The 21,161-nt window shown below is 68.5% G+C and carries 21 protein-coding genes; 2 read left to right on the top strand and 19 right to left on the bottom strand.

The genetic code is table 11. From position 1 onward, the window contains the following. Positions 1 to 7: 7 nt before the first annotated feature. The 4 genes from PWS46_RS15630 to PWS46_RS15615 all read right to left on the bottom strand — a co-directional run bounded on the left by PWS46_RS15630 (position 8) and on the right by PWS46_RS15615 (position 4,132). A complete protein-coding gene (locus tag PWS46_RS15630; protein ID WP_434621924.1) occupies positions 8 to 808 on the bottom strand; it encodes a crotonase/enoyl-CoA hydratase family protein in 801 nt (266 codons plus the stop codon). A gap of 60 nt (positions 809 to 868) precedes the next feature. Then, positions 869 to 2,011 (bottom strand): acyl-CoA dehydrogenase family protein, encoded by a 1,143-nt coding sequence (locus PWS46_RS15625; protein WP_434621922.1) that lies wholly within the window; start codon positions 2,009 to 2,011, stop codon positions 869 to 871. A 19-nt stretch (positions 2,012 to 2,030) separates the two neighbouring features. Then, positions 2,031 to 3,107, bottom strand: coding sequence for an acyl-CoA dehydrogenase family protein (locus tag PWS46_RS15620; protein ID WP_434621920.1), 1,077 nt, complete (start codon positions 3,105 to 3,107; stop codon positions 2,031 to 2,033). A gap of 251 nt (positions 3,108 to 3,358) precedes the next feature. Next, positions 3,359 to 4,132, bottom strand: coding sequence for an IclR family transcriptional regulator domain-containing protein (locus PWS46_RS15615; protein WP_434621918.1), 774 nt, complete (start codon positions 4,130 to 4,132; stop codon positions 3,359 to 3,361). Between the two features lie 250 nt (positions 4,133 to 4,382). Here PWS46_RS15615 and PWS46_RS15610 point away from each other — a divergent pair, with 250 nt between their 5' ends. Next, the gene (locus PWS46_RS15610) at positions 4,383 to 5,687 is read left to right on the top strand and encodes a CaiB/BaiF CoA transferase family protein (RefSeq protein WP_434621916.1); all 1,305 of its coding nucleotides are present in this window, start codon (positions 4,383 to 4,385) and stop codon (positions 5,685 to 5,687) included. 19 nt (positions 5,688 to 5,706) lie between these two features. On the opposite strand, the gene PWS46_RS15605 is transcribed toward PWS46_RS15610, so the two are convergent. The 8 genes from PWS46_RS15605 to PWS46_RS15570 all read right to left on the bottom strand — a co-directional run bounded on the left by PWS46_RS15605 (position 5,707) and on the right by PWS46_RS15570 (position 14,509). Next, a complete protein-coding gene (locus tag PWS46_RS15605) occupies positions 5,707 to 6,708 on the bottom strand; it encodes an ABC transporter ATP-binding protein (protein ID WP_434621914.1) in 1,002 nt (333 codons plus the stop codon). Continuing rightward, positions 6,705 to 7,709, bottom strand: coding sequence for an ABC transporter ATP-binding protein (locus PWS46_RS15600; RefSeq protein WP_434621912.1), 1,005 nt, complete (start codon positions 7,707 to 7,709; stop codon positions 6,705 to 6,707). Before PWS46_RS15600 ends, PWS46_RS15605 begins: the two co-directional genes overlap by 4 nt. 21 nt (positions 7,710 to 7,730) lie before the next feature. Beyond that, positions 7,731 to 8,789 carry an alanine racemase gene (locus tag PWS46_RS15595; protein ID WP_434621910.1) on the bottom strand — a complete coding sequence of 353 codons (1,059 nt, stop codon included), beginning with the start codon at positions 8,787 to 8,789 and terminating at the stop codon, positions 7,731 to 7,733. 81 nt (positions 8,790 to 8,870) lie between these two features. Then, positions 8,871 to 9,254: a RidA family protein gene (locus PWS46_RS15590; RefSeq protein WP_149224340.1), complete on the bottom strand. Its 384-nt coding sequence runs from the start codon at positions 9,252 to 9,254 to the stop codon at positions 8,871 to 8,873. Positions 9,255 to 9,276: 22 nt separating this feature from the next. Next, positions 9,277 to 10,881, bottom strand: a complete 1,605-nt coding sequence (locus tag PWS46_RS15585) for an N-acyl-D-amino-acid deacylase family protein (RefSeq protein WP_434621907.1) — start codon at positions 10,879 to 10,881, stop codon at positions 9,277 to 9,279. Position 10,882: 1 nt separating this feature from the next. Next, positions 10,883 to 11,788 carry an ABC transporter permease gene (locus PWS46_RS15580; protein ID WP_434621905.1) on the bottom strand — a complete coding sequence of 302 codons (906 nt, stop codon included), beginning with the start codon at positions 11,786 to 11,788 and terminating at the stop codon, positions 10,883 to 10,885. Positions 11,789 to 11,802: 14 nt separating this feature from the next. Next, on the bottom strand, positions 11,803 to 12,744 hold the full coding sequence (locus tag PWS46_RS15575) for an ABC transporter permease (RefSeq protein WP_434621903.1): 942 nt from the start codon (positions 12,742 to 12,744) through the stop codon (positions 11,803 to 11,805). 190 nt (positions 12,745 to 12,934) lie between these two features. Next, on the bottom strand, positions 12,935 to 14,509 hold the full coding sequence (locus tag PWS46_RS15570) for an ABC transporter substrate-binding protein (protein WP_434621901.1): 1,575 nt from the start codon (positions 14,507 to 14,509) through the stop codon (positions 12,935 to 12,937). A gap of 143 nt (positions 14,510 to 14,652) precedes the next feature. On the opposite strand from PWS46_RS15570, the gene PWS46_RS15565 reads away from it, so the two are divergent. Further along, complete coding sequence (locus PWS46_RS15565) at positions 14,653 to 15,456, top strand: IclR family transcriptional regulator (RefSeq protein ID WP_434621899.1); 804 nt, start codon at positions 14,653 to 14,655, stop codon at positions 15,454 to 15,456. A gap of 19 nt (positions 15,457 to 15,475) precedes the next feature. Here the strand turns inward: PWS46_RS15565 and PWS46_RS15560 are convergent, their stop codons facing one another. The 7 genes from PWS46_RS15560 to PWS46_RS15530 all read right to left on the bottom strand — a co-directional run bounded on the left by PWS46_RS15560 (position 15,476) and on the right by PWS46_RS15530 (position 21,145). Next, the gene (locus tag PWS46_RS15560) at positions 15,476 to 15,967 is read right to left on the bottom strand and encodes an L-2-amino-thiazoline-4-carboxylic acid hydrolase (protein ID WP_434621897.1); all 492 of its coding nucleotides are present in this window, start codon (positions 15,965 to 15,967) and stop codon (positions 15,476 to 15,478) included. A gap of 26 nt (positions 15,968 to 15,993) precedes the next feature. Next, positions 15,994 to 16,704 (bottom strand): ABC transporter ATP-binding protein, encoded by a 711-nt coding sequence (locus PWS46_RS15555; protein ID WP_434621895.1) that lies wholly within the window; start codon positions 16,702 to 16,704, stop codon positions 15,994 to 15,996. Next, positions 16,701 to 17,471 carry an ABC transporter ATP-binding protein gene (locus PWS46_RS15550; RefSeq protein WP_434621893.1) on the bottom strand — a complete coding sequence of 257 codons (771 nt, stop codon included), beginning with the start codon at positions 17,469 to 17,471 and terminating at the stop codon, positions 16,701 to 16,703. The genes PWS46_RS15555 and PWS46_RS15550 overlap by 4 nt, the downstream gene beginning before the upstream one ends. Further along, on the bottom strand, positions 17,468 to 18,520 hold the full coding sequence (locus tag PWS46_RS15545) for a branched-chain amino acid ABC transporter permease (RefSeq protein ID WP_434621891.1): 1,053 nt from the start codon (positions 18,518 to 18,520) through the stop codon (positions 17,468 to 17,470). The genes PWS46_RS15550 and PWS46_RS15545 overlap by 4 nt, the downstream gene beginning before the upstream one ends. Then, positions 18,507 to 19,421, bottom strand: coding sequence for a branched-chain amino acid ABC transporter permease (locus PWS46_RS15540; RefSeq protein ID WP_085082531.1), 915 nt, complete (start codon positions 19,419 to 19,421; stop codon positions 18,507 to 18,509). The genes PWS46_RS15545 and PWS46_RS15540 overlap by 14 nt, the downstream gene beginning before the upstream one ends. A 62-nt stretch (positions 19,422 to 19,483) precedes the next feature. Beyond that, complete coding sequence (locus PWS46_RS15535; protein WP_434621889.1) at positions 19,484 to 20,593, bottom strand: ABC transporter substrate-binding protein; 1,110 nt, start codon at positions 20,591 to 20,593, stop codon at positions 19,484 to 19,486. Positions 20,594 to 20,647: 54 nt separating this feature from the next. Then, the gene (locus tag PWS46_RS15530; RefSeq protein ID WP_434621887.1) at positions 20,648 to 21,145 is read right to left on the bottom strand and encodes an L-2-amino-thiazoline-4-carboxylic acid hydrolase; all 498 of its coding nucleotides are present in this window, start codon (positions 21,143 to 21,145) and stop codon (positions 20,648 to 20,650) included. Positions 21,146 to 21,161 lie beyond the last annotated feature (16 nt).

Raw genomic sequence — 21,161 nt, 5'->3', positions numbered from 1 at the left:
CAAGTGGTCAGCGGCCGGTGAAACGCGGGTCCCGCCGCTCCAGCAGGCCCGCCACGGCTTCGCGGTGATCGTCCGTCGCATGGGCGAGTGCCTGCATCGCGGCCGACATCTCCAGCAGGCTGTCGAGGTCGGCATTGCGGCCCTGGCGCAGCAGGCGCCGCGTCATCCGCACGGCGTGCGGCGGGTTGGCGGCGATGCGGGCGGCGAGCGCACGCGCCTCCGCCAGCAGATCGGCGTCGGGCACCACGCGGGAGACCAGCCCGCAGGCCAGCGCCTCCCGCGCGTCGATGGCGTCGCCGGTCAGCGCCATCTCGCAGGCCTTGGAGAAGCCGACGACCCGCGGCAGGAACCAGGCGCCGCCGTCGCCGGGCACGATGCCGACCTTGACGAAGCTTTCGGCGAAGCGGGCGCTTTCCCCGGCGATGCGCAGATCGCACATGCAGGCGAGGTCGCAGCCCGCACCGACTGCCGGCCCGTTCACTGCGGCGATGGTCGGTACCTCCATCGCCTCGATCAGCAGGGGAAGGCGCTGGATGCCGCGGCGGTAATTCAGCCGGGTCTGCGCCGGCAGCGGATCGTTGAGCCCACCCGACGCCCCCATCTTCTTGAGGTTCCCGCCGGACGAGAAGGCCGAACCGGCGCCGGTGATGATGATCGCGCGGGTGGCGTTGTCGGCGTCGAGCCGGGCCAGCGCGGCGATCAGCGTTTCCAGCACATCCTCATCGGAAATGGGGTTGCGCTGTTCCGGCCGGTTCAGGGTCAGCGTGACGATGCCGTCCGCATTCTCTTCAAGCACCGCGTCGGTCATGGCGGTCGGGTCCTTCCTGTTGTGTCTTCTCCGGCCCTGCGCGGTCGCGCCGGCAGTGCGTCAGCGCAGGCCGAGGCCGCGGGCGATGATGCCGCGCAGGATCTCGCGGGTGCCGCCGCGCAGCGAATAGGCCGGGGCGTTGAGGATGGTGTGGGCCAGCACGGCGGCCAGTTCGGTGTCGGCCTGCAGTGACGGCTCCACCGACACGACGCCGCGGACGATCTCGGGGATCTCCTGCTCCACCAGGGCGCCGAGATCCTTGACCAGCGCCGCCTGCAGCGCCGGGTTCTCGCCGTTCTGGAGCATGCCGGCCACCGAGCGGGACAGCCGCCGCAGCGTGACGATGTGCGCGGTCAGCCGGCCGACGGCTTCCCTGGCGCGATCCGACGGGTCGTTGCCCAGCGCACGCACCAGCTCCACCAGCAGGGTGAAGGAGGACAGGAATCGCTCCGGCCCGCTGCGTTCGAAGGCCAGTTCGCCCATCACCTGGTTCCAGCCATCGCCCAGCCGGCCGATCAGGGCGCTGTCCGGTATGAAGGCGTCTTCGAACACCACCTCGTTGAAGTGACGCTCGCCTGACAAATCGGCGATCGGGCGGATGGTGATCCCCGGCGTGTTCAGGTCGACCAGCAACTGGCTGGTGCCGCCCTGCCGCTCCTCCTGGCCGCCGGTGCGGCAGAACAGGATCATGTAGTGGGACTTGTGGGCGTAGGTCGTCCACAGCTTGGTGCCGGTGACGCGGAAACCACCGTCCACCGGGGTGGCGCGGGTGCGCACCGCCGCAAGGTCGGACCCGGAATCCGGCTCGCTCATGCCGATGCAGAAGAAGCATTCGCCGGCGGCGATGCGCGGCAGGATGGTTTGGCGCTGTTCCTCGGTCCCGACCTTCAGCAGCAGCGGGCCGCTCTGGCGGTCGGCGATCCAGTGGGCCGCCACCGGCGCCCCGGCCGCCAGCATCTCCTCCAGCACGACATAGCGTTCGAGCGCGCTGCGTTCGTGGCCGCCATAGGCCTTCGGCCAGGTCATGCCGATCCAGCCGCGCTCGCCCATCTTGCGGCTGAAGTCGGCGTCGAAGCCGCTCCAGGAGCGGGCGCGGTCGCGCGGCCTGCGGGCGGCCAGCTCGGTGGCGAGGAAGTCGCGGACTTCGGCGCGCAATTCCTCGACATCGGCGGGCGGGGGCGCGGGGAAGGTGAATACGGTCATTGTCGGGTGTCTCCGCTGCTCAGGCCGCCGTGACCATCGGCCACAGGCCGTCGGCGCCGGCGGCAATGGCGGCGTGTCCCAGGCGGCGGGACCATTCGGCGTCGTTGCCGAACTCGTCGCGCCAGGACCACAGACGCCGGGTGAGGTGGTGGAGGCCGTGTTCGTGGGTGAAGCCGATGGCGCCATGGACCTGATGGGCGATGGCCGCCGCCACGCCCGCCGCCTCGCCGGTGCGGGCCTTGGCGACGGCGATGCGATGGTCGCCGGCGGGCGCGGTGATCGCTTCCGCGGCGAGATCGGCGGCGGCCGAGGCGGCGGCGGTCTGGCCGGCCAGCACCGCGAGGGATTGCTGGATCGCCTGGAACTTGCCGATGGGCCGGCCGAACTGCGACCGCTCGTTGGCGTACTGCACCGTCATCTCCAGAACCCGCGCCAACGCGCCGGCGATCTGGATGCTGCGCAGGGCGGCGCCGGCGGCGTGCAGGTCCTCCGGAGTGCCACCGGCGGCGGCGGGCGCCACCTGCGACGGCTCCAGCAGGCAGCCGAAGGTCAGGTCGTCGCGCGGCTCCCCGGCGAGATTGGTGCCGGGCGCCACGTCGAAGCGGCCGGCGGGAACCAGCGCGACATGCGGCACGCCGGCAGCCTCGGCGACCACCACGACGCCGGTCACCTTGCCGCCCCAGGGCACGCGGCGCGCCACCCCGGTCAGCCGCCAGCCGCCATTTTCCGGCACAAGGCCGAGTGGGCGGGCCGTCCGGCCGGTGGGGATGGCAGCCGATGCGACCGACAGCGGTCCACCCGGCGCGTCGATGCCGGCGCCGGCCAGCAGGCGGTTGGCCAGCATCGTCTCGCCCAGCGGAAGCGGCAGCGCGAAAGCGGCGGCGACGCGGATCGCCGCCAGCGCCTCCACCGGGTCGATGCCGAATCCGCCCTGGTCCTCCGGGACCAGCGCCAATGGCAGGCCAAGCTCCTCCACCGCGTTCCAGACGTCGCCCGGCCACTCGCCCGCTTCGGCGCGGGCCAGTTCCCTGGGCGTGACGATGTTCTGGAACAGTCTGGTCGCCGTATCGACGAGGATCCGACCGGTTTCGCTCATCTTCGTCCCCCCAGCTTTGCCGGTTCAAGATCGTTTCATTGTATGAAACGCCTTTTCATTGTTAAAACCGTACAGGGGGATGGTTTGGTTGGCAACCAAATTTGTTAGGGTCACCACCAATAGCCGAGGGGAGGAAGAGGGTCGGCACCGCATATCTGGGCATGCGGATGGCGGCATGCAGATGGCAGATTGCGGGCACGGGGAGTTCTGCCCGACTGGACTGATAAACCGGGGAAAAAGAGCGGGCCGGATCAGCCCTGGGCGCGGAAAACCTCGGCAAGGCGGGCGGCGGTCGCCTTCAGCGGCTCCAGCAGGCGGTCCACCGCCATTTCGTAGGACATGGCGTTGCGCAGCATCAGGATGTTCACCGATGCGCAGGCGCGCTCGCCATTCATTACCGGGACGGCGATGGCCCAGACGAGGCCTTCGTATTCGCGGTCGCTGTAGGTGCTGTCCATCACGGAGAAGCCGCGCTCCCGCACTTCCGCCAGTATGGCGTCGGCCTTGCCCAGATCGACGCTCTCCGCGTTCGGGCGGGCGGCGATCTGGGCCAGGATGGCCTGCCGCTCCTCGTCCGGGCAGAAGGCCAGATAGGCGCGGCCGACGGACGTCGACAGGATCGGCGCCTGATAGCCGGGCCGGCGGTTCAGGGACAGCGGCCCCTGCTCGCGGCTGGTCTGGACGACGATCATGGCGCCGCGATCGCAGATCGCCAGATCCGACGGCCAGCCGATGGATTTGCGGAAGTTCGTCAGGATCGGTTCCGCCGCGGCGCCCAGGCTGCGCTGCAGGTCGTAGCCCTGGCTGAGCTGCAAGGTGCGCCAGGAGGGAACATAGGCCGGCCGGCCGGCGACGCGCACGATGTAGCCGGCATGTTCCAGCGTTTCCAGCATCCGCACCACGGTCGCCTTGTCCAGCCCGGTCGCGGCATGGACCGATCCGACCGTCGCCTCCCGCGATGCATTCACCGCATTGAGGACATCCAGCCCACGCAACAGGGCGACCACGGGCTTAAAGGACGGCATCTCGGTTCCTCCAACTCATGGGCGATGACGAATCATGGCCATCTGTCCGGCCCGGCGGGGGCCGGGGACGTTAGCCGGACCGCGTTGGATTGTACAGGCAGCCGATTGCCATTCCGTTGAGCATTGTAACCCAGCCGGCGGCAGGCTACCATCGATATGAAAAGCCATTTCGCACAATGAAATGCCGGGGTCTGGTTGGCGCCCGCCGACCAGACGGCGCCCATCGGACAGCAGTCTAGCCAGGACGATCATGAGCACAGAAAACCACGGGGATTCGCAAGGCAACGCCGGAGCCGGAGCAGACGGCGGCGGCGCGCTGGCCGGCATCCGTGTCCTCGACCTCAGCCGGGTGCTGGCGGGTCCCTGGGCGTCGCAGGCGTTGGGTGACCTCGGCGCCGACGTCATCAAGGTGGAGCATCCCGGACATGGCGACGACACCCGCGCCTGGGGGCCGCCGTTCCTGTCGGCGGATGGGGCGGAGGGAGACTGGGCAGACGGTGATGCGGAGCGGCTGAGCGCCTATTACCTGTCCTGCAACCGCAACAAGCGATCCATCGCCATCGACATCGCCAAACCGGACGGGGCCGACATCGTCCGCCGGCTGGCCGCGGAGTGCGACGTGGTGATCGAGAATTTCAAGGTCGGTGGCCTTGCCCGCTATGGGCTGGATCATGCCGCCCTGTCACGCATCAACCCGCGTCTGGTCTATTGCTCCATCACCGGATTCGGCCAGACCGGGCCGCTGGCTCCACGTCCCGGCTATGATTTCCTGATCCAGGGAATGAGCGGGCTGATGAGCATCACCGGCCAACCGGAGGGAGAGCCGGGCAGCGAGCCGCTGAAGGTCGGCGTCGCCGTGTCGGACGTCTTCACCGGGCTCTACGCCACGATCTCGATCCTGGCCGCACTGCGCCACCGCGACCGCACCGGGCAGGGCCAGCATATCGACTGCGCACTTCTGGATACCCAGGTGTCGGTCCTCGCCAATCAGGCGATGAACTGGCTGGTCGGGGGAATGGTTCCCGGACTGATGGGCAACAAACACCCGAACGTCGTGCCATACCGCACCTTCAAGGCCCGCGACGGACACGTGATCGTCGCCACCGGCAATGACGGCCAGTTCCGGGCGCTGTGCCGGCTGCTGGGATTGGAGGAGGTGGGGACCAGTCCACGCTTCGCCGACAATGCCAGCCGGCTCGGCCGGCGCGACGAGCTGGAAGGTCTTCTGGCCGACGCCATCGCCGGGTGGGATCAGGCGGCGCTGATTGCCGCCATGGCGAAGGCCGGCGTGCCCGGCGGGCCGATCAACCGGATCGATCAGGTCTTCGCCGAACCCCATCTGGCCGAACGCGGGCTGGTGCGGGAAATGACGCTGGAGGACGGCCGCAAGGTGCCGGTGGTGGGCTACCCGGCCCGGCTGTCGAATTCCCCCGCGACCTACCGCCGCCCGCCGCCCCGGCTGGGACAGGAGACCGCGGAGGTTCTGGAGGAGATGCTGGGCTACGGTCCCGACCGGGTCGAGCAACTGCGGACCTCGGGTGTGCTGGGCGGATAAGGCCGGGGAGTCCCCCCGGTCACCCCGCCGCCACGTCATCCCGGATGCACGACACCGAATGCCCCGGCGCCACCTGCCGCAGCGCCCGCGCCTCCGGTTCCGCGCAGGCGGGCAGGGCGAAGGGGCAGCGGGTGCGGAAGACGCAGCCGGACGGCGGGTTCATCGGGCTCGGCACGTCGCCGTCCAGCAGCATGCGGGTCTTCGGCGCGTCGGGGTCCGGGTTGGGGGCGGCGGACAGCAGGGCCATGGTGTAGGGATGGCGCGGGCGCTCGTAGAGGGAGTCGCTGGGCGCGATCTCCATCAGGCGGCCGAGATACATCACCGCCACGCGGTCGCTGATGTAGCGCACCACCGCCAGATCATGGGCGATGAACAGCACCGCCAGCCCAAGCTCGCGCTGCAAGTCGCCCAGCAGGTTCACCACCTGCGCCTGCACCGAGACGTCGAGCGCCGATACCGGCTCGTCCGCGACGATGAAGTCGGGCTCGACCGCGAGCGCGCGGGCGATGCCGATGCGCTGGCGCTGGCCGCCGGAGAACTCGTGCGGGAAGCGATCCATGGCGTCGGCGGTCAGACCGACCTTTTCCAAGAGCGCGGCCACGCGGTCTCGGCGGTCGGCGCGGCTGCCAATGCCATGGATCACCAGAGCCTCGCCGATCACGTCGCGCACGCGCTGGCGCGGGTCGAGGCTGGCGTATGGATCCTGAAAGACGATCTGCATGCGGCGGCGCTGCGCCCGCATCTCGGCGGTCGGCAGACCGGTGATCTCCTGCCCGTCGAAACGGATGGAGCCGCCGGTCGGCTCGATCAGCCGCAGGATGCTGCGGCCGGCGGTGGTCTTGCCCGATCCGGACTCGCCGACCAGCCCCAGCACCTCGCCGCGGTTCAGGTCGAAGGACAGATCGTCCACCGCCTTCACCCAGCCGACCGGCCGTTGCAGCAGCCCGCCCCGCACGGGAAAGCGTTTTTCCAGATTGCGGACGCTCAGCAAGGGCTCTTCGGACACGGTGACGGCGCTCATTGCACGTCCCTCCAGCGGCGGCAGCGGGCGGAATGGTCGGGGCCGACCGGCTCCAGCACGGGTTCGGCGGCGGTGCAGGCCGGCTCGGCCAGCGGGCAGCGTGGGGCGAAGGTGCACCCCTGAGGGCGGTTCACCGGGCTGGGTACGCTGCCGGGGATGGCGTGCAGCCGGCCGCCGTCGCCGCGGCGCTGGCCCAGATGCGGCATGCAGGACAACAGCCCACGGGTGTAGGGGTGCCTGGGCGATTTCAGCAGGGAGCGGACATCGCCTTCCTCGACGATGCGGCCGGCATACATCACCACCACCCGATGCGCCACCTCCGCCACCACGCCCAGATTGTGGGTGATGAACAGGATCGAGGTGCCGGTCTCCTCCTGCAATCGCCGCATCAGGTCGAGGATCTGCGCCTGGATGGTCACGTCCAGCGCCGTTGTCGGCTCGTCGGCGATCAGCAGGGTGGGGCGGCAGGCCAGCGCCATGGCGATCATCACGCGCTGGCGCATGCCGCCCGACATCTGGTGCGGATACTCGTCCAGCCGCCGCTCCGCCGCCGGGATGCCGACCTTCTTCAGCATGGCCAGCGCCTCCGCCCGCGCCGCCCGGCGGTCGAGGCCCTGGTGATAGCGCAGCGCCTCGCCGATCTGGTCGCCGACGGTGTAGACCGGGTTCAGCGAGGTCATCGGCTCCTGAAAGATCATGCCGATCTCGTTGCCGCGCACGCTGCGCATGGCGCGCTCGCTGAGGCGGGCGAGGTCGCGCACCTGCCCGTCGCGGCCGCGGAACAGGATCTCGCCGCCGGCGATGATGCCCGGCGGCGACGGGATCAGCCGCATCGCCGACAGGCTGGTCACCGACTTGCCGCTGCCGGATTCGCCGACGACGGCCAGCGTCTCGTTGCGGCGCACGGCGAAGGACACGCCGTCCACCGCCTTCGACACGCCCGGATCGGCGGTGAAGTGGGTTTGCAGGTTGCGGATGTCGAGCGTGAGGTCAGCGTCCATGACGGGATCCCATGGTTCGGATCAGCGGGTGCAGCCGCGCGCCGGCACCGGCCAGTCGCCGACGACCTCGCCGTTGCGGGTAATCGCCATGCGGTCGTGCAGGTTGGTCACCACGCAGACATGGTTGGGCAGGATCATCACGCGGTCGCCGATTTCCGGCTTCGCCTCGCTTCGGCTGAGGTCGACCACGGCATGCTCCTCGTTGACGCGGACGATCACAGCGTCGGGGTAATCGAGGATCAGGCCATAGCCTTCGCCGACCGACGGTGCGACGCGGTCGCTCGACAGGGTCTTGCTGCCGCAATCCAGAACGGCGCGGTCGGGGGTGGGACGGCTGACCACGGTGGCGTGGACATGCACGGCGCATTCGTCCAGCGTCGCCACCCCGGCGCCGACGGTGGCGCGGTCGTGATAGATGTAGGTGCCGACGCGCAGCTCGGTCACGCCGGGAAGCTCGTGGGTGTCCCAGCAGCCGGGGGTGCCGCCGACCGACACCGTCTCCACCGCGATGCCGGCGCCGTCCAGCAGGGCGCGCGTCTCGGCGACGAAGGGCACGGTGCGGGGACCGCGCGGGTAGGTCATCAGACCGCGGAAGCGGGTCAGCCCGTTGCCGGCGGCGCGGCGGGCCAGCGTCAGCACCTCGTCCGGGGTCTGCACGCCGCAACGGCCGTCGCCGCTGTCGAACTCCACCAGAATGCCGATCTCGACGCCGGCCTCGGCCGCCGCGGCGGCAACGGTGTCGAGCGCGACGGCGTTGTCGAGTGCGACCGTCAGCTTGGTCTTGGCGGCCAGTTCGGCCAGCGGCTTCACCTTGGAGGCGCCGACGATGGGGTAGGTCAGTAGGATGTCGGTGCAGCCGGCCTCCGCCATCACCAGCGCCTCGCTGATCTTCTGGCAGGTGATGCCGACGGCGCCCAGCTCGATCTGGCGGCGCGCGAATTGGGGAAGCTTGTGGGTCTTGATGTGCGGGCGCAGCGCCAACCCGTGCCGGTCGCAATAGGCCTGCATCTTGGTCAGGTTATGCTCGACCCTGTCGAGGTCGATGACGGGGACGGGGGTGTCGAGATCGTCGACGCGCATGGGACCGCTCCGGAACGCAAGAAGAGGGAAAGGGGCCGACCCCGGCGGTGACGCTGTGGGATCGGCCGTGTACTGACGATGTTACGCTGTCGGCAGGACGGCGATGCAGTCGATTTCGACCTGGATGTTGTTCAACTGGCAGCCGATGGTGGTGCGGGCCGGCGGCTCGGTCGGGAAGAACTCCGAATAGAGCGCATTGTATTCCTGGAAGCGGCCGAGGTCGCTGAGGTAGCTGTTGACCTTCACCACATGGGCGAGGTCGGTACCGGCGGCCTTCAGGATGATCTCCAGATTGCGCAGGGTCTGGCGCACCTCGCCGGCGAAATCCTCGGGCAGCGCGCCGGTCTCCGGATGGTGCGGCCCCTGGCCCGACACATAGACGAAGCCGTTCGCGACGATCGCATGGCTGTACTGGCCGGCGGGCTTCGCCCCCTTTTCGGCGAAGATCGGCTTGCGGTTGGTCATCGGGTCCTCACTGGTTGAAAGATCAGGCGCGGGACAGGGCCTTGCCCGGACGCGCGCCGGTGTGCCCGCCGTCGCGCAGGACGAACTGTCCGGCGACGAGCACGTCGGTGATGCCGTGGGGTGGGCGCGTCGGGTCCTGGAAGGTCGCGCGGTCCGCCACGTCGGCAGTGAACAGGTTCAGGTCGGCCACCATGCCGGGCCGGATCAGCCCACGGTCGGACAGGCCGAAGCGTTGGGCCGGAACGGCGGTCATGTGGCGCACGGCATCCTCCAGCCCCAGCTTGCCTTCGCCGCTCAGGGCGCGGGCGAGATAACGCGGGAAGCTGCCGAAGGCGCGGGGGTGCGGCTTGCCGGTCTCGCGCGGCAAACCGTCGGAGCCCAGCATGTGCAGCGGGTGCGACAGCGCGGTTTCCAGATCGGCTTCGGCCAATTGGAACATGACGATGTTGGTCCGGCCGCGGTCGAGGGCGATCAGCCGGACCAGCGTGTCGAAGGGCTGCTCCCACCGCGTCGCCGCGATTTCCGCCAGCGACATTCCCTCAAGGTCACGCAACTCGTGCGCGGAAACGCCGCCGATGCGGACATTCTCCCAGCCGATCAGGCGGATCTTGGATTCCCAGCCGGCGTCGTCGGGAGCCTCGCCGTCCTCCACCGCGTGGCGCAGCGCCGCCAACCCGTCCGCATCGGCCATGCGCGCCAGCAGCGCCTCCACGCCGCCCGCCAGCGCCGAGGGCGGCAGCAGTTGCAGGATGGTGCTGGAGCCGGCCGGGTAGGGGTACATGTCGAAGCTGACGTCGGTGCCGTCATGCCGCGCGATCTCCAGCCGCTCCACCGCCCGCGGCAGGCTGCCCCAATAGGGCTTTCCGGCGGCTTGCAGGTGGGACAGCAGGCCGCTCGCCCCGCCGGCCTTCAGCAGGTCGAGGAACTCGTCCACCGAGGCGATCAGCCCGCCTTCGTAAGAGCGGACATGGGCGGTCAGCAGGGCGCCATGCTCCGCCACCACCTCGGCCAGCCGCACCAGCTCGGCGCGGTCGGCCCAGGCGCTGGGCGGATAGACGAGGCCGAGCGACAGGCCGTGGGCGCCCTGGCGAAGCTGGTCCGCCAGCAGGGCCGCCATCGCCTCGCGCTCTTCGGCGGTGGCGGCGCGGTTCTGCCAGCCCATCACGGCGAGGCGCAAGGCCGCGTGCCCGACCAGCGAGACGAGGTTGATGGCGGTGCCGCGCCTGTCGAGCGCCGCACGGTAGCCGGCGAAATCGGTGAAGGTCTCCTGATCGGATACCGTGCCCAGCAGGTTGCCGAAATGCTCGCGCAAGGGGGCACCGCTGTCGGCGCTCTGCGGGTAGAGGCCGAAGGAGCAGTTGCCGACCACCACGGTGGTGACGCCCTGCGCCACCTTCTCCGGCCGGCCGGGCTGGCGCAGCTGGATCAAATCGTCGTGGCAGTGGGCATCGATGAAGCCGGGGGCGAGGAAGCGGCCCTGCGCCTCCAGCGGTTCGGCGTCGGGCACGTCCAGCATCGGGCCGACGGCGGCGATGCGTCCGCGCTCCACCAGCACGTCGGCCGGGAACCAGGGGGCACCGGTGCCGTCGACGACGCGGGCGCCCTTGATGAGGAGAGTGGTACTCATCTCACTTCGCCTTCTGGAGCCGGGGGTCGAGCGCGTCGCGCAGCCCGTCGCCGACGATCTGCAGCGACAGCACGGTCAGGACGATGGCGCAGCCGGGGAACAGGATCAGCCAGTCGGCCTGCTGGAAATACTGCTGGGCACCGGCGATCATGTTGCCCCAGGTCGGAGTGGTCGGCGGCACGCCGACGCCGAGGAAGGACAGCGCCGCCTCCGTCAGGATGGCGTAGGCGAAGATGAAGGTGGCCTGCACCAGGATCGGCGACATCAGGTTGGGCAGGATGTGCAGGAAGACGATGCGCGGGGTGGAGGCGCCGAGCGCGGTGGCCGCCTCGATGAAGGGCATCTCGCGCACCACGAGGCAGGCGGCGCGCACCACGCGGGCCACGCGCGGGGTGTAGACGATGCCGAGCGCCAGCACGACGTTGTAGAGCGACGGCCCCAGCGCCGCCATGAAGGCGATGGCGAGCAGGATGTCCGGGAAGGCCATCAGCGCGTCGGTCAGCCGCATCAGCAGACCGTCGAGCGGCCGGATATAGCCGGCCGCCAGACCCAGCAGCGTGCCGAGCAGCGTCGCCACCACCACCACCAGCAGGCCGACCAGCAGCGACAGCCGGGCGCCCAGCATCACGCGGGACAGCACGTCGCGGCCATACTCGTCGGTGCCGAACCAGTGGGCGGCGGACGGCGGTTTCAGCCGGCCAAGGATGTCCATCTTCATCGGGTTGAAGGGCGTGATACACGGCGCCAGCAGCGCCACCGCCAGGATCGCTGCCATGATCAGGAAGGACAGCACCACCAGCCGGCGGCGGAAAAGCTGGCGCATCAGCAGGGCGGCCGGCGAGCGGCTTTGCCGAGGTTTGGCGGAGGGAAGGGGGACGCTGCCGTGACCGGCGGGGACGCTTGCCATGGGAACCCTCCCTCTCAATAGCGGACCCGCGGATCGACCACGGCATAGAGCAGGTCGACCGTCAGGTTGATCAGCACATAGATGGCGGACACCACCAGCAGGGCGCCCTGGATCACCGGATAGTCGCGACGCAGCACGGCGGAGACGATCAGGTTGCCGACGCCGGGCAGGCCGAACACGGTTTCCGTCACGATGGCGCCGGCGATCATCACCGCGGTGGTCAGGCCGATCACCGTCAGGATCGGGATCATCGCGTTGCGCAGCGCGTGCTTCAGCACGACGACCAGCGGCGGCAGCCCCTTGGCCCGCGCGGTGCGGACATAATCGTGACTCATCACGTCCAGCATGCTGGTGCGGGTGAAGCGCAGGATCAGCGCCGAGTTGGGGATGCCGAGCGCGATGGCGGGCAGAACCAGATGGCGCATGCGCTCCAGCAGGTCGGCCTCGGGCGGGCCATAGCCGGCGACCGGGAACCAGGCATGGTCGACCGCCAGATACTTGATGAGGGTCAGTCCGATCCAGAAGCTGGGCACGCTGGCCGCCAGCATGGCGAGGCCGACGGCGGTCTGGTCGATCAGCCCGCCGCGCTTGGCCGCCGACAGGATGCCGATCGGCACGCCGATCAGCATGGCGATCCCCACCGACATCATCGTCAGTAGCCCGGTCAGCTCCGACCGTTCGGCCAGCGCCTGCGCCACCGGACGGTTGAGGAAGATGGATTCGCCGAGGTCGAAGCGGACGATCTGCCCGAGATAGAGCAGGAACTGCGTCAGCAGCGGTTCGTCGAGCCCCAACCGGCCGCGCAGCGCCGCGATGTCTTCCGGCGTGGCGGCGGAGCCCAGCATGACGGCGGCGGGATCGCCCGGCACCACACGGGCGATCACGAAGACCACCATGGCGACGAGCAGCATGACGACCATCATGCCGGCGAACCGGCGGACGATGTAAACGAGCATGGTTGCGGTCCCGTAAGGAATCCCCTCTCCCCCCCGGGGAGAGGGTTAGGGTGAGGGGGACGCGCGGCGAGGATTCACAAGAATTGTGACGCTGCGATCATCCCCCGATCCACCCTATGCATCCCCCTCACCCCGACCCTCTCCCCAGGGGGGAGAGGGGGATTTCCGGGGAGATGTCGTAATTCCGACTTCAGCCCTTCAGGTCGGTGTTCCAGAAGAAGGGCCAGGGCGTCGGGGTGTAGCCGGTCAGCTTGTCGCTGCTGGCGGCGAGGTTGTAGAAATCGCCGACCTTGATGCTCGGCACCTCGCTGTAGAACAGCGTCTGCAGCGTCACCCACTTCGCCTTGCGGGCGGCCGGGTCCATCTCACGGTTGAAGGCGGCGAGCGCCTCATGCTTGGCCGGGCTGTCCCACCAGCCGGGATAGCTGGGGTTCAGCACGGTGATCAGCGACGGTTCCGGCACGAAGGTGTGGTAGGTGAAGAAGGCATCCCACGCCTTTTCGTCGCCGCGCCGCTGCAGCAGCGTCGCCCAGTCCAGCACCTGCAGATCGACCTTGAAGCCGGCCATTTCGAGCTGGGCCTGCGCTACCATGCTCATCTTGTACAGGAACTCGTACTGCACCGAGGTCATGATGCGGATCGGCTCGCCCTTGTAGCCGGCGGCCTTCAGCAGGTCCGCCGCCTTGCCGGCGGCATGGTCGCTGTAGGGCTTGGCGCTGGCCGCGTCGTAATAAGGCGTGCCCTGGGCGTAGATCGATCCCTCCGCCTGGACGAAGGCGGGATCGCCGAAGCCGGCCAGCAGCATGTCGTTGGGCTCCAGCGCCGCCAGCACCGCCTGGCGGAGCTTCTGGTTCGCCATGACACCGGTCCGGGTGTTCATGATCATCAGCGGGAAGCCGAAGGGCTTGACGATCACCGGCTTGACACCGGCGGCGTCCTTGATGCGCGGCAGGGTTTCCGCCGGCAGGCTGTCGGCGAACTGGTATTGGCCGGCCAGCACGCCCGACACGCGGGTGGCGGCGTTCGGCACGGGGACGAAGCGCACCTCGCCGATGACGGCCTTGCGGCTGCCGGCATAGCCGCTGGGCGTGCCGGCGGGAGAGGCGTAGCCGTCGTGGCGGACCAGCCGGATATACTGGTCGGGCTTGTGCTCCAGCAGCTTGTAGGGGCCGGTGCCGATCAGCGACTTCAGCGCGCCCGGCCCGTCGATCACCGATTTCGGCACGATGGCGGCGGCGCCGTTGTTCATGGCCAGCAGCGCGGTCAGCGGCGCGAACGGCTCCTTCAGCGCGATGATGACGGCGTCCGCGCCCTTGGCGGCGATGCTCTCGACCAGCGGGGCGACGGTCTTGCCGCGTGGGGAGGCCTTGGTCCAGTGGTCCAGCGAGGCGACCACGTCGTCGGCTGTGACGGTGCTGCCGTCATGGAAGGTGACGCCGCTGCGCAGCGGGATCGTGTAGGTCTTGCCGTCCGCCGACACCTGCGGCAGAGCCGACGCCACCAGCGGGGCCAGCTTCCACTCGCCGTCGAAGGTGAACAGCGTCTCGAACATATGCTGGGTGATGATGCTGACGAGGTCGGAGGTGGTGCCGACCGGGTCCAGCGTCGGCGGTTCACCGATGGTGGCGACCGTGACGACCGAGGCACCGCCCTGCTGGGCCAGCGCCGGCGTGGTCCAGGTTCCGAGGATTCCAGAGGAAAGCCCGCCGGCGGCCAGTGTCGTGCCGAGGGCGGTGTTGAACAGACGTCGCGTGATCCCTGTCATTTCTGCCTCCCCGACCGTTTGTCCGAAATATCGGACATCGGTCTTGTATTCCAGACAAGGAAACGGTATATCGGACAATGACCACTGGCAAGCCGAAAATCCGCGTGCTAATCGGTTGCGGGACGGCAGGGAGCGCGGATCGGATGAAGAGCAGCGGCGTGGCGGAAAAGCAGAGAGCGGAAAAGCAGGCGGAAGAGAAGTCGACGGGCCGCGCCCGCGGCATCGACCGCGTCATTGCGCTGATGGAGCATCTGCACAGCCGGCGTGCGCCGACACGCATCGCCGACATCGCGCGCGACACCGGTACGCCGCGCTCCACCATGTACGAACTGGTCAACACGCTGGTGGAGGCGCGCTGGCTGGAACTGCGCGACGGCGATGGCACGGTCTATTTCGGGCCGGCGATGCATTATTACGGCAGCGATTACCTCGACAGCGTCGACCTGATCCGCAAGGCGCGGGTGGAGGTCGCCCACATCGCCGAGACGGTGGGGGAGACGGCGCAGTTCTGTACGCTGGATGGCGACAAATATCTGGTCGTGCTGAATGAGCCGGGGCGGCGCATGTTCCGCATCAGCTCCGAGATCGGCATCAAGGTGCCGATCCCCTGGACGGCGTCCGGCCGGCTGCTGGTCGATCACATGGCCGCCGACGAGATCCGGCGCTTCATCCCGCCCGAGGATTTCGTCCTGCCCGACGGCCGCCGCATCGCCGAGGATGAGTTTCTGCAAGACATCGGCCGCGCCCGGACCCAGGGCTATGTCCGCACCACGGCGCTGGTCGACCGCTTCACCACCTGCCTCGCCGCGCCGGTCCGCGATGCGGCCGGCCGCTGCATCGCCACCATCTGCTTCGTCGTCCCGGCCGACACGACGGAAGAGGCGCAGCAGGGGATGATCGACACGCTGAAGGCCAGCGCGGAGCGGCTGTCGCCGGGGCGGCCCTGACGCGTTGCCGAGGTCGCGCCTATTCGCCCTTCGGTTCGAAGCGATAGCGGAAGTCGCAGTGGTCGGCGCCCTGCATGATGGTCTGCGTGCGCTCCATTGTGATGCGCGGGTCGTAGCCGGTGCAGAAGGCGGCGTCCCGGTTGCAGGACAGCAGGTGCCCGATCGACCCCAGCCCCATCTCCCGGTACATTTCGGCGTAACGGCAGCGGGTGACGTTGTAATCGAAATGGGTGTCGTCCTGCCGCTTCACATCCAGCCGCAGGGCGTCGTCCTTGGTCCATAGCGGCTGAAGATCGGCGAAGCTCTTCAGGCTGGTGCCTCCCTCCTCGGTCGCGGCGAAGGATTGGGCGGCGGCCAGGGCAGCCTTGGTGATCGCGGCGCCCAGGATTTCCTGCGCCGTGGCCTCGCCCAGCCGGGCGACCATCTCCTCATAGACCGGCTTCAGGATTTCCGCCTCGATGCGGCGGCGCTCCAGAATGCCCAGGGTTTGGGTCCCCTTGGTTTCGGTCATGACAGGCTTCCTTCCGTCAGGTGGCGTCAATGGGTGTGGCCGCCGAGATAGGCCTCGGCGATGCGCGGGTCGTCGCGCAGTTGGGCGGCCGGGCCGGCCAGCACGATGCGGCCATCCTCCAGCACCGCGGCGTGGTCGGCGATGCGCAGGGCGGCGCGGGCGTTCTGTTCGACCAGCAGGATCGACACCCCTTCCGCCCGGATGCGTCCGATCAGATCGAAGATCTGCGCGACGATCTTCGGGGCCAGCCCCAGCGACGGCTCGTCGAGAAGCAGCAGCGTCGGCTTGCGCATCAGGGCGCGGGCGATGCACAGCATCTGCTGTTCGCCGCCGGAAAGCGAACCGGCATTCTGGCGCAGCCGCTCGCTCAGGATCGGGAACATCGCCAGCACGCGGTCCAGTTCGCCCAGCCCGACCTCGCCGCCGCCGAGCACCAGATTCTCGCGGACATTCATGTTGGAGAAGATCTGCCGCCCTTCCGGCGCCTGCGACAGGCCGAGCCGGACGATGTGGTGGGCCGGCATGTTGGCGATCGGCTGGCCGCGAAAGGTGATGGTCCCCTGCTTCGCGCGGTAGATGCCGGAGACGGTGCGCATCAGCGTGGTCTTGCCGACGCCGTTGGAGCCGAGCACGGCGACGATGGCGCCCTGGGCCACGTCCAGCCTGACGCCGTGCAGGATCTCCTGCGGCCCCATGGCGACATGCAGGTCCGTGATGGAAAGCAGCGGCGCGGTCATTCATCCACCCCAAGATAGGCTTCGAGGACGGCCGCATCGTTGCGGATCGCGTCGGGGGTGCCGTCGGCGATCTTGCGGCCGGAGGCCAGCACCAGGATGCGCTGGCAGATGCCCATCACCAGCGCCATGTCGTGTTCGACCAGCATGACTGTCAGGCCCTGTCCGTGCAGCCGCTTGATGAAGGCGGCCAGGTCGCGCGTCTCGGTGTCGTTCAGCCCGGCGGCCGGCTCGTCCAGGATCAGGAAGCGCGGCCGCATGGCGAGCGCGCGGGCGATCTCCAGATATTTGCGCTGGCCGTAGGGCAGGTTGGCCGCCAGCTCCGCCGCGACATGGGTCAGGCCGACCGCCTCCAGCGCCTCCCAGGTGCGGCGGCTGATCTCGTCGGAGTGGGCTCTGCCGCCCTTGGACAAGGGGCCGAACAGGGCGCCGAACGCGCCTTGCGGCAGCGTGCCGACCGCGCCGACCGACACGTTGTCGAAGACCGACATGTTGGGGAAGACGCGCAGGTTCTGGAAGGTGCGGCTGATGCCCAGCCGCGCCACCTGATTGGGCTTCAGGCCGCTGATGGTCCTGCCGGCGAAGGCGACGGTCCCGCCGGACAGCGGGGTGAAGCCGGAGATCAGGTTGAACAGTGTGGTCTTGCCGGCGCCGTTCGGTCCGATCAGCCCGACCAGTTCGCCCTCGTCCACATGGGCGGTGACGTCGCCGACCGCCTGCACGCCACCGAACCGGCGGCTGACATTGCGGATTTCAAGAAGATGGGTCATCGCCAGCCGATCCCTTCGCCCTTCCGGTCACCGTCATTGGTGTTGCACCACGCCGCACCCAGTTGCCGGCGCACCAGCCGCAGGGCGGACACCTCGCCCAGCAATCCCTTGGGCAGCAGCAGGATGGAGAGGAACATCACCAGCCCGACCATGATGTTGCGGAAATCGCCAAGGCCGCGCAGGCCCTCCGGCAGCAGGATCAGCAGCAGCGCGCCGATGATCGCGCCGGGCAGGCTGCCGAGGCCGCCGACCACCACCATCGCCAGGATCAGGATCGATTCGGAGAATTTGAAGTCGCCCGGCGAAATGTAGCCGGTCATGTGCGCCCACAGGCTGCCCGCCACTCCGGCGAAGAAGGCCGACAGGGTGAAGGCCTCCATCTTAAGCCGCACGGTGCGCACGCCCATGGCGTCGGCGCACTGGTCGTCCTCGCGGATCGAACGCAGCGCGTTGCCGTAATAGGAGTGGCTGAGCCGGCCGATCGCGACGACCGACAGCGTCACCACCGCCGCCACGGTGTAGTAGGTGGCGATGCGACCGGACAGGCTGAACCCGAACAGTTCGAAGCCTCTGGTGACGATGATGCCGTTGGGACCCTTGGTGAAATCCACCCAGTTCAGCATGACCAGATACAGCATCTGCCCGATGGCCAGCGTCGCCACGGCGAAATAGATGCTGACCAGTCGCATGGTCGGCAGCGCCACCAGGAAGGCGACCAGCGCCGCCACCAGACCGGACAGCGGCAGCGTGACGGTGAAGCCCAGCCCCAGCTTGGAGGTCAGCAGCGCCGCCGTGTAGGCGCCGACGCCGTAGAAGGCGGCATGCCCCAGATGCAGCAGCCCCGCCACCCCCGTCACCAGATGCATGGAGGCCGAGAGCAGGACGAAGATCAGCGCCAGATTGGCGATCTGGTAGAAATAGCCCCGGTCGAAGCCGGCCAGCAGCGCCGGCAGCGCCGCGAACACCAGCAGCAGGATCAGCGCCGGAACCAGCCGGCCCCGGCGGCGGCCGGCGTGACCGGCGGGCGCGACAGTCTCAAACGCGTTCACGGCGCGCTCCGAACAAGCCGTTGGGGAAGAAGATCAGGGTCAGGATCAGGAAGCCGTAGGCCACCATGTCCGACCAGCCCGACGAGACGAAGGTCGTCGCCATGCTTTCCGAAATGCCGAGGATCAGCGCGCAGATCACCGCGCCGGGGATGGAGGACAGCCCGCCCATCACCATGGCGACGAAGGCCTTGATGCCGGGGGTGAAGCCCATGGCGGGGAAGACCGCGCCGTAATAGAGCCCCATCAGGATGCCGGCCGCCGCCCCCATCATCGATCCGACGACGAAGGTGGTGATGATGGTGCGGTCGGTGTCGATGCCCACATATTTGGCGCCCAGCGGGTTGTTGGACACCGCGCGGATCGCCAGCCCGACGCGGGTGCGCGTCAGCAGATACTGGAGGCCGATCAGCATGGCGGCGGCGACGCCGAAGATGATGAAGTCGCCGGTCACCAGGATCACCGGGCCGACGCGCACCGGCGTGTTGATCAGATACTCGAAGGGGATGGACCGCATCTGCGATCCGAAGACGATCTCCAGCGCCTCGCGCACCACGATGGACACCGCCAGCGAGGAGAGCAGCGTCGATTCCCGCATCGCCCGCGATTTCAGCGACGCCTCGTCGGTGAAGCGGCGAAACGGCTTGAAGGCCAGCCGCTCCAGCGAGAAGCCGGCCAGCGCCCCGATCGCCAGCGCGCCCAGGATCACCGCCACGATGGGCGGCGCGGTGGCGGAGATCAGCACGAGGCCGGCGAAGGCGCCCAGCGTGTAGATCTCGCCATGGGCGAAGTTGACGACGTTCAGCACGCCGAAGATCAGCGTGAAGCCGATCGCCATCAGCGCATAGGTCATGCCCAGCGACAGGCCGATGGCGAGCTGCTGGAGATAATAGGGATCGAACATGCGGGCTCTGTCGCTGGGGAATGGGCGGAGATCGGGGCGCTGGAGATCGGGTGCCGGGGGCCTCAGTCCTTGACGGGAACGAAGGCGCCGCCCTTGACCTCGACCTTCACCAGTTCCTTTTCCGCTTCGCGGTCGGCGCTGAAGCTGGTCTTGCCGGTCACGCCGGGGAAGTCCTTGGTCTGGGCCAGCGCGTCGCGCACCTTCTCGCGCGTCGGGTTGGGCTGGGCCTTTTCCACCGCCGCCAGCATGATGCGCACCGCGTCATAGGCCTGGGCCGGGAACTGGCCGGGGACGGCGCCGTCCGAGCGCTTCTTCCATTCCTCTACGAAATGCTGGACGTTCGGCGACGGGTCGGTCGGCAGGAAGTTGGAGGTGAGGTGCATGCCCTCCGCCGCCTCGCCGGCCAGTTCGATCAGCTTCGGGCTGTAGGCCGCCGAGGTCGAATAGACCGGAGTCTTGACGCCGAGCTGGTGCAACTGCTTCAGGAACTGCGCCCCGTCCTCATAGAAGAAGCCGGTGTAGATCGCATCGGGCTTCGCACGCTCCAGCTTGCTGATCAGCGAGCGGTAATCCTTCAGGCCGCGGTTGAAGAACTCCGAAAAAACGACTTTGCCGCCGTCGGCCTTCACCGCGTCGGAGAAGCCGCCGACCACCGACTGTCCCCAATCGGTCTGCTCGGCGATCACCGCGACGTTCTTGAGACCCTTGGACGCCATCCATTTGGCGTTGTAGGGGCCTTCCTGCGCCTGGGTGGCGATGTTGCGGAACTGGTACTTGGAGATCTTGGTGTAGTCGGGGTGCGAAGCGGTCTGCGACAGCTGAGGCATGCCGGCCTCCTTGTAGACCTGCGCCGCGGCCATCGACACGCCCGAGGTGAAGTCGCCGAGAACGCCGACGATCTCCTTGTCGTCCACGAACTTGCGGGCGATGTTGGTGCCTTCCTTGGCGTCGGACCGGCTGTCCTCGAAGACGATCTCGACCTTGAACGGCTTGCCGGCGGCGTTGAACTCGCTCAGCGCGATTTCGGCGGCCTTGCGGAAATCCTGGCCGTACTGCGCGGTGTCGCCGGTCAGCGGCAACTGGTAGCCGAGCTTGACCGTGTCGGCGGCGAAGGCCGAACCGGCGATCCCGGCGGCGGTGAGGGTCGTCAGCGTGAGGAGGCGGAACGTCATGGCGGGAACACCCTCTTCTTCTGTTTGGCTTCTTCTGCTTCGCAACGCGTGGACTTATTCGGCGGAGCCGGAACCCGGCAGGACCTTCAGCCTGCAGCAGCCCTCGTCGCCCGGCTTCCAGGTTTCGCCCTTGAAGACGAAGCCGGCCGCTTCGAACAGCCCGCCGTCGATGGCGCCGGCCATCTTGCACAGCAGTTCCAGATCGGTGTCGGAGCGGCCCTGGGCCTGCCAGGCTTCTTTCAGCGGGCAGCGGTGGAAGTGGATTTCCAGCGCCTCGCCGTCGCAGCGCTTGATCTCCGGCGCGAACATGCTGTCGCGGTTGGGGATGCCGTCGAGGAAGGCATGGCAGAGACCGGTCAGGTCGTCCGGACCATGGCCGGCATACTTTGCGCCCATCGCCTCGCCGAGGCGGCGGGTGGCCTCCTGCCCGACCTCCAGCGCCGTTTCGGTGCCGAACCGCTCGCGCAGCACGTCGAACATGTGGGCGTAGGACGCCGCGCGCATCGCGTAGGCATTGCGCAGAAGGGTGGGGTAATCGGGGGTATCCGACATGCCGGCCGTCTCCTTG

This window comes from Azospirillum sp. B2RO_4 (genome assembly GCF_051124815.1).
Taxonomy (GTDB): domain Bacteria; phylum Pseudomonadota; class Alphaproteobacteria; order Azospirillales; family Azospirillaceae; genus Azospirillum.
Note: the sequence above shows the minus strand (reverse complement) of the source record. Positions and strands in the feature narration are given on the sequence as shown.

Excerpts from the sequence above, each read along its gene's own strand:
- PWS46_RS15535 (WP_434621889.1), bottom strand. The coding sequence starts at position 20,593 with ATGACGTTCCGCCTCCTCACGCTGACGACCCTCACCGCCGCCGGGATC.
- PWS46_RS15585 (WP_434621907.1), bottom strand. The coding sequence starts at position 10,881 with ATGAGTACCACTCTCCTCATCAAGGGCGCCCGCGTCGTCGACGGCACC.
- PWS46_RS15540 (WP_085082531.1), bottom strand. The coding sequence starts at position 19,421 with ATGTTCGATCCCTATTATCTCCAGCAGCTCGCCATCGGCCTGTCGCTG.
- PWS46_RS15600 (WP_434621912.1), bottom strand. The coding sequence starts at position 7,709 with ATGGACGCTGACCTCACGCTCGACATCCGCAACCTGCAAACCCACTTC.
- PWS46_RS15555 (WP_434621895.1), bottom strand. The coding sequence starts at position 16,704 with ATGACCGCGCCGCTGCTTTCCATCACGGACCTGCATGTCGCCATGGGG.
- PWS46_RS15620 (WP_434621920.1), bottom strand. The coding sequence starts at position 3,107 with ATGAGCGAAACCGGTCGGATCCTCGTCGATACGGCGACCAGACTGTTC.
- PWS46_RS15615 (WP_434621918.1), bottom strand. The coding sequence starts at position 4,132 with ATGCCGTCCTTTAAGCCCGTGGTCGCCCTGTTGCGTGGGCTGGATGTC.
- PWS46_RS15570 (WP_434621901.1), bottom strand. The coding sequence starts at position 14,509 with ATGACAGGGATCACGCGACGTCTGTTCAACACCGCCCTCGGCACGACA.
- PWS46_RS15595 (WP_434621910.1), bottom strand. The coding sequence starts at position 8,789 with ATGCGCGTCGACGATCTCGACACCCCCGTCCCCGTCATCGACCTCGAC.
- PWS46_RS15575 (WP_434621903.1), bottom strand. The coding sequence starts at position 12,744 with ATGCTCGTTTACATCGTCCGCCGGTTCGCCGGCATGATGGTCGTCATG.
- PWS46_RS15610 (WP_434621916.1), top strand. The coding sequence starts at position 4,383 with ATGAGCACAGAAAACCACGGGGATTCGCAAGGCAACGCCGGAGCCGGA.
- PWS46_RS15565 (WP_434621899.1), top strand. The coding sequence starts at position 14,653 with ATGAAGAGCAGCGGCGTGGCGGAAAAGCAGAGAGCGGAAAAGCAGGCG.
- PWS46_RS15605 (WP_434621914.1), bottom strand. The coding sequence starts at position 6,708 with ATGAGCGCCGTCACCGTGTCCGAAGAGCCCTTGCTGAGCGTCCGCAAT.
- PWS46_RS15590 (WP_149224340.1), bottom strand. The coding sequence starts at position 9,254 with ATGACCAACCGCAAGCCGATCTTCGCCGAAAAGGGGGCGAAGCCCGCC.
- PWS46_RS15630 (WP_434621924.1), bottom strand. The coding sequence starts at position 808 with ATGACCGACGCGGTGCTTGAAGAGAATGCGGACGGCATCGTCACGCTG.
- PWS46_RS15550 (WP_434621893.1), bottom strand. The coding sequence starts at position 17,471 with ATGACCCATCTTCTTGAAATCCGCAATGTCAGCCGCCGGTTCGGTGGC.
- PWS46_RS15625 (WP_434621922.1), bottom strand. The coding sequence starts at position 2,011 with ATGACCGTATTCACCTTCCCCGCGCCCCCGCCCGCCGATGTCGAGGAA.
- PWS46_RS15530 (WP_434621887.1), bottom strand. The coding sequence starts at position 21,145 with ATGTCGGATACCCCCGATTACCCCACCCTTCTGCGCAATGCCTACGCG.
- PWS46_RS15560 (WP_434621897.1), bottom strand. The coding sequence starts at position 15,967 with ATGACCGAAACCAAGGGGACCCAAACCCTGGGCATTCTGGAGCGCCGC.
- PWS46_RS15580 (WP_434621905.1), bottom strand. The coding sequence starts at position 11,788 with ATGGCAAGCGTCCCCGCCGGTCACGGCAGCGTCCCCCTTCCCTCCGCC.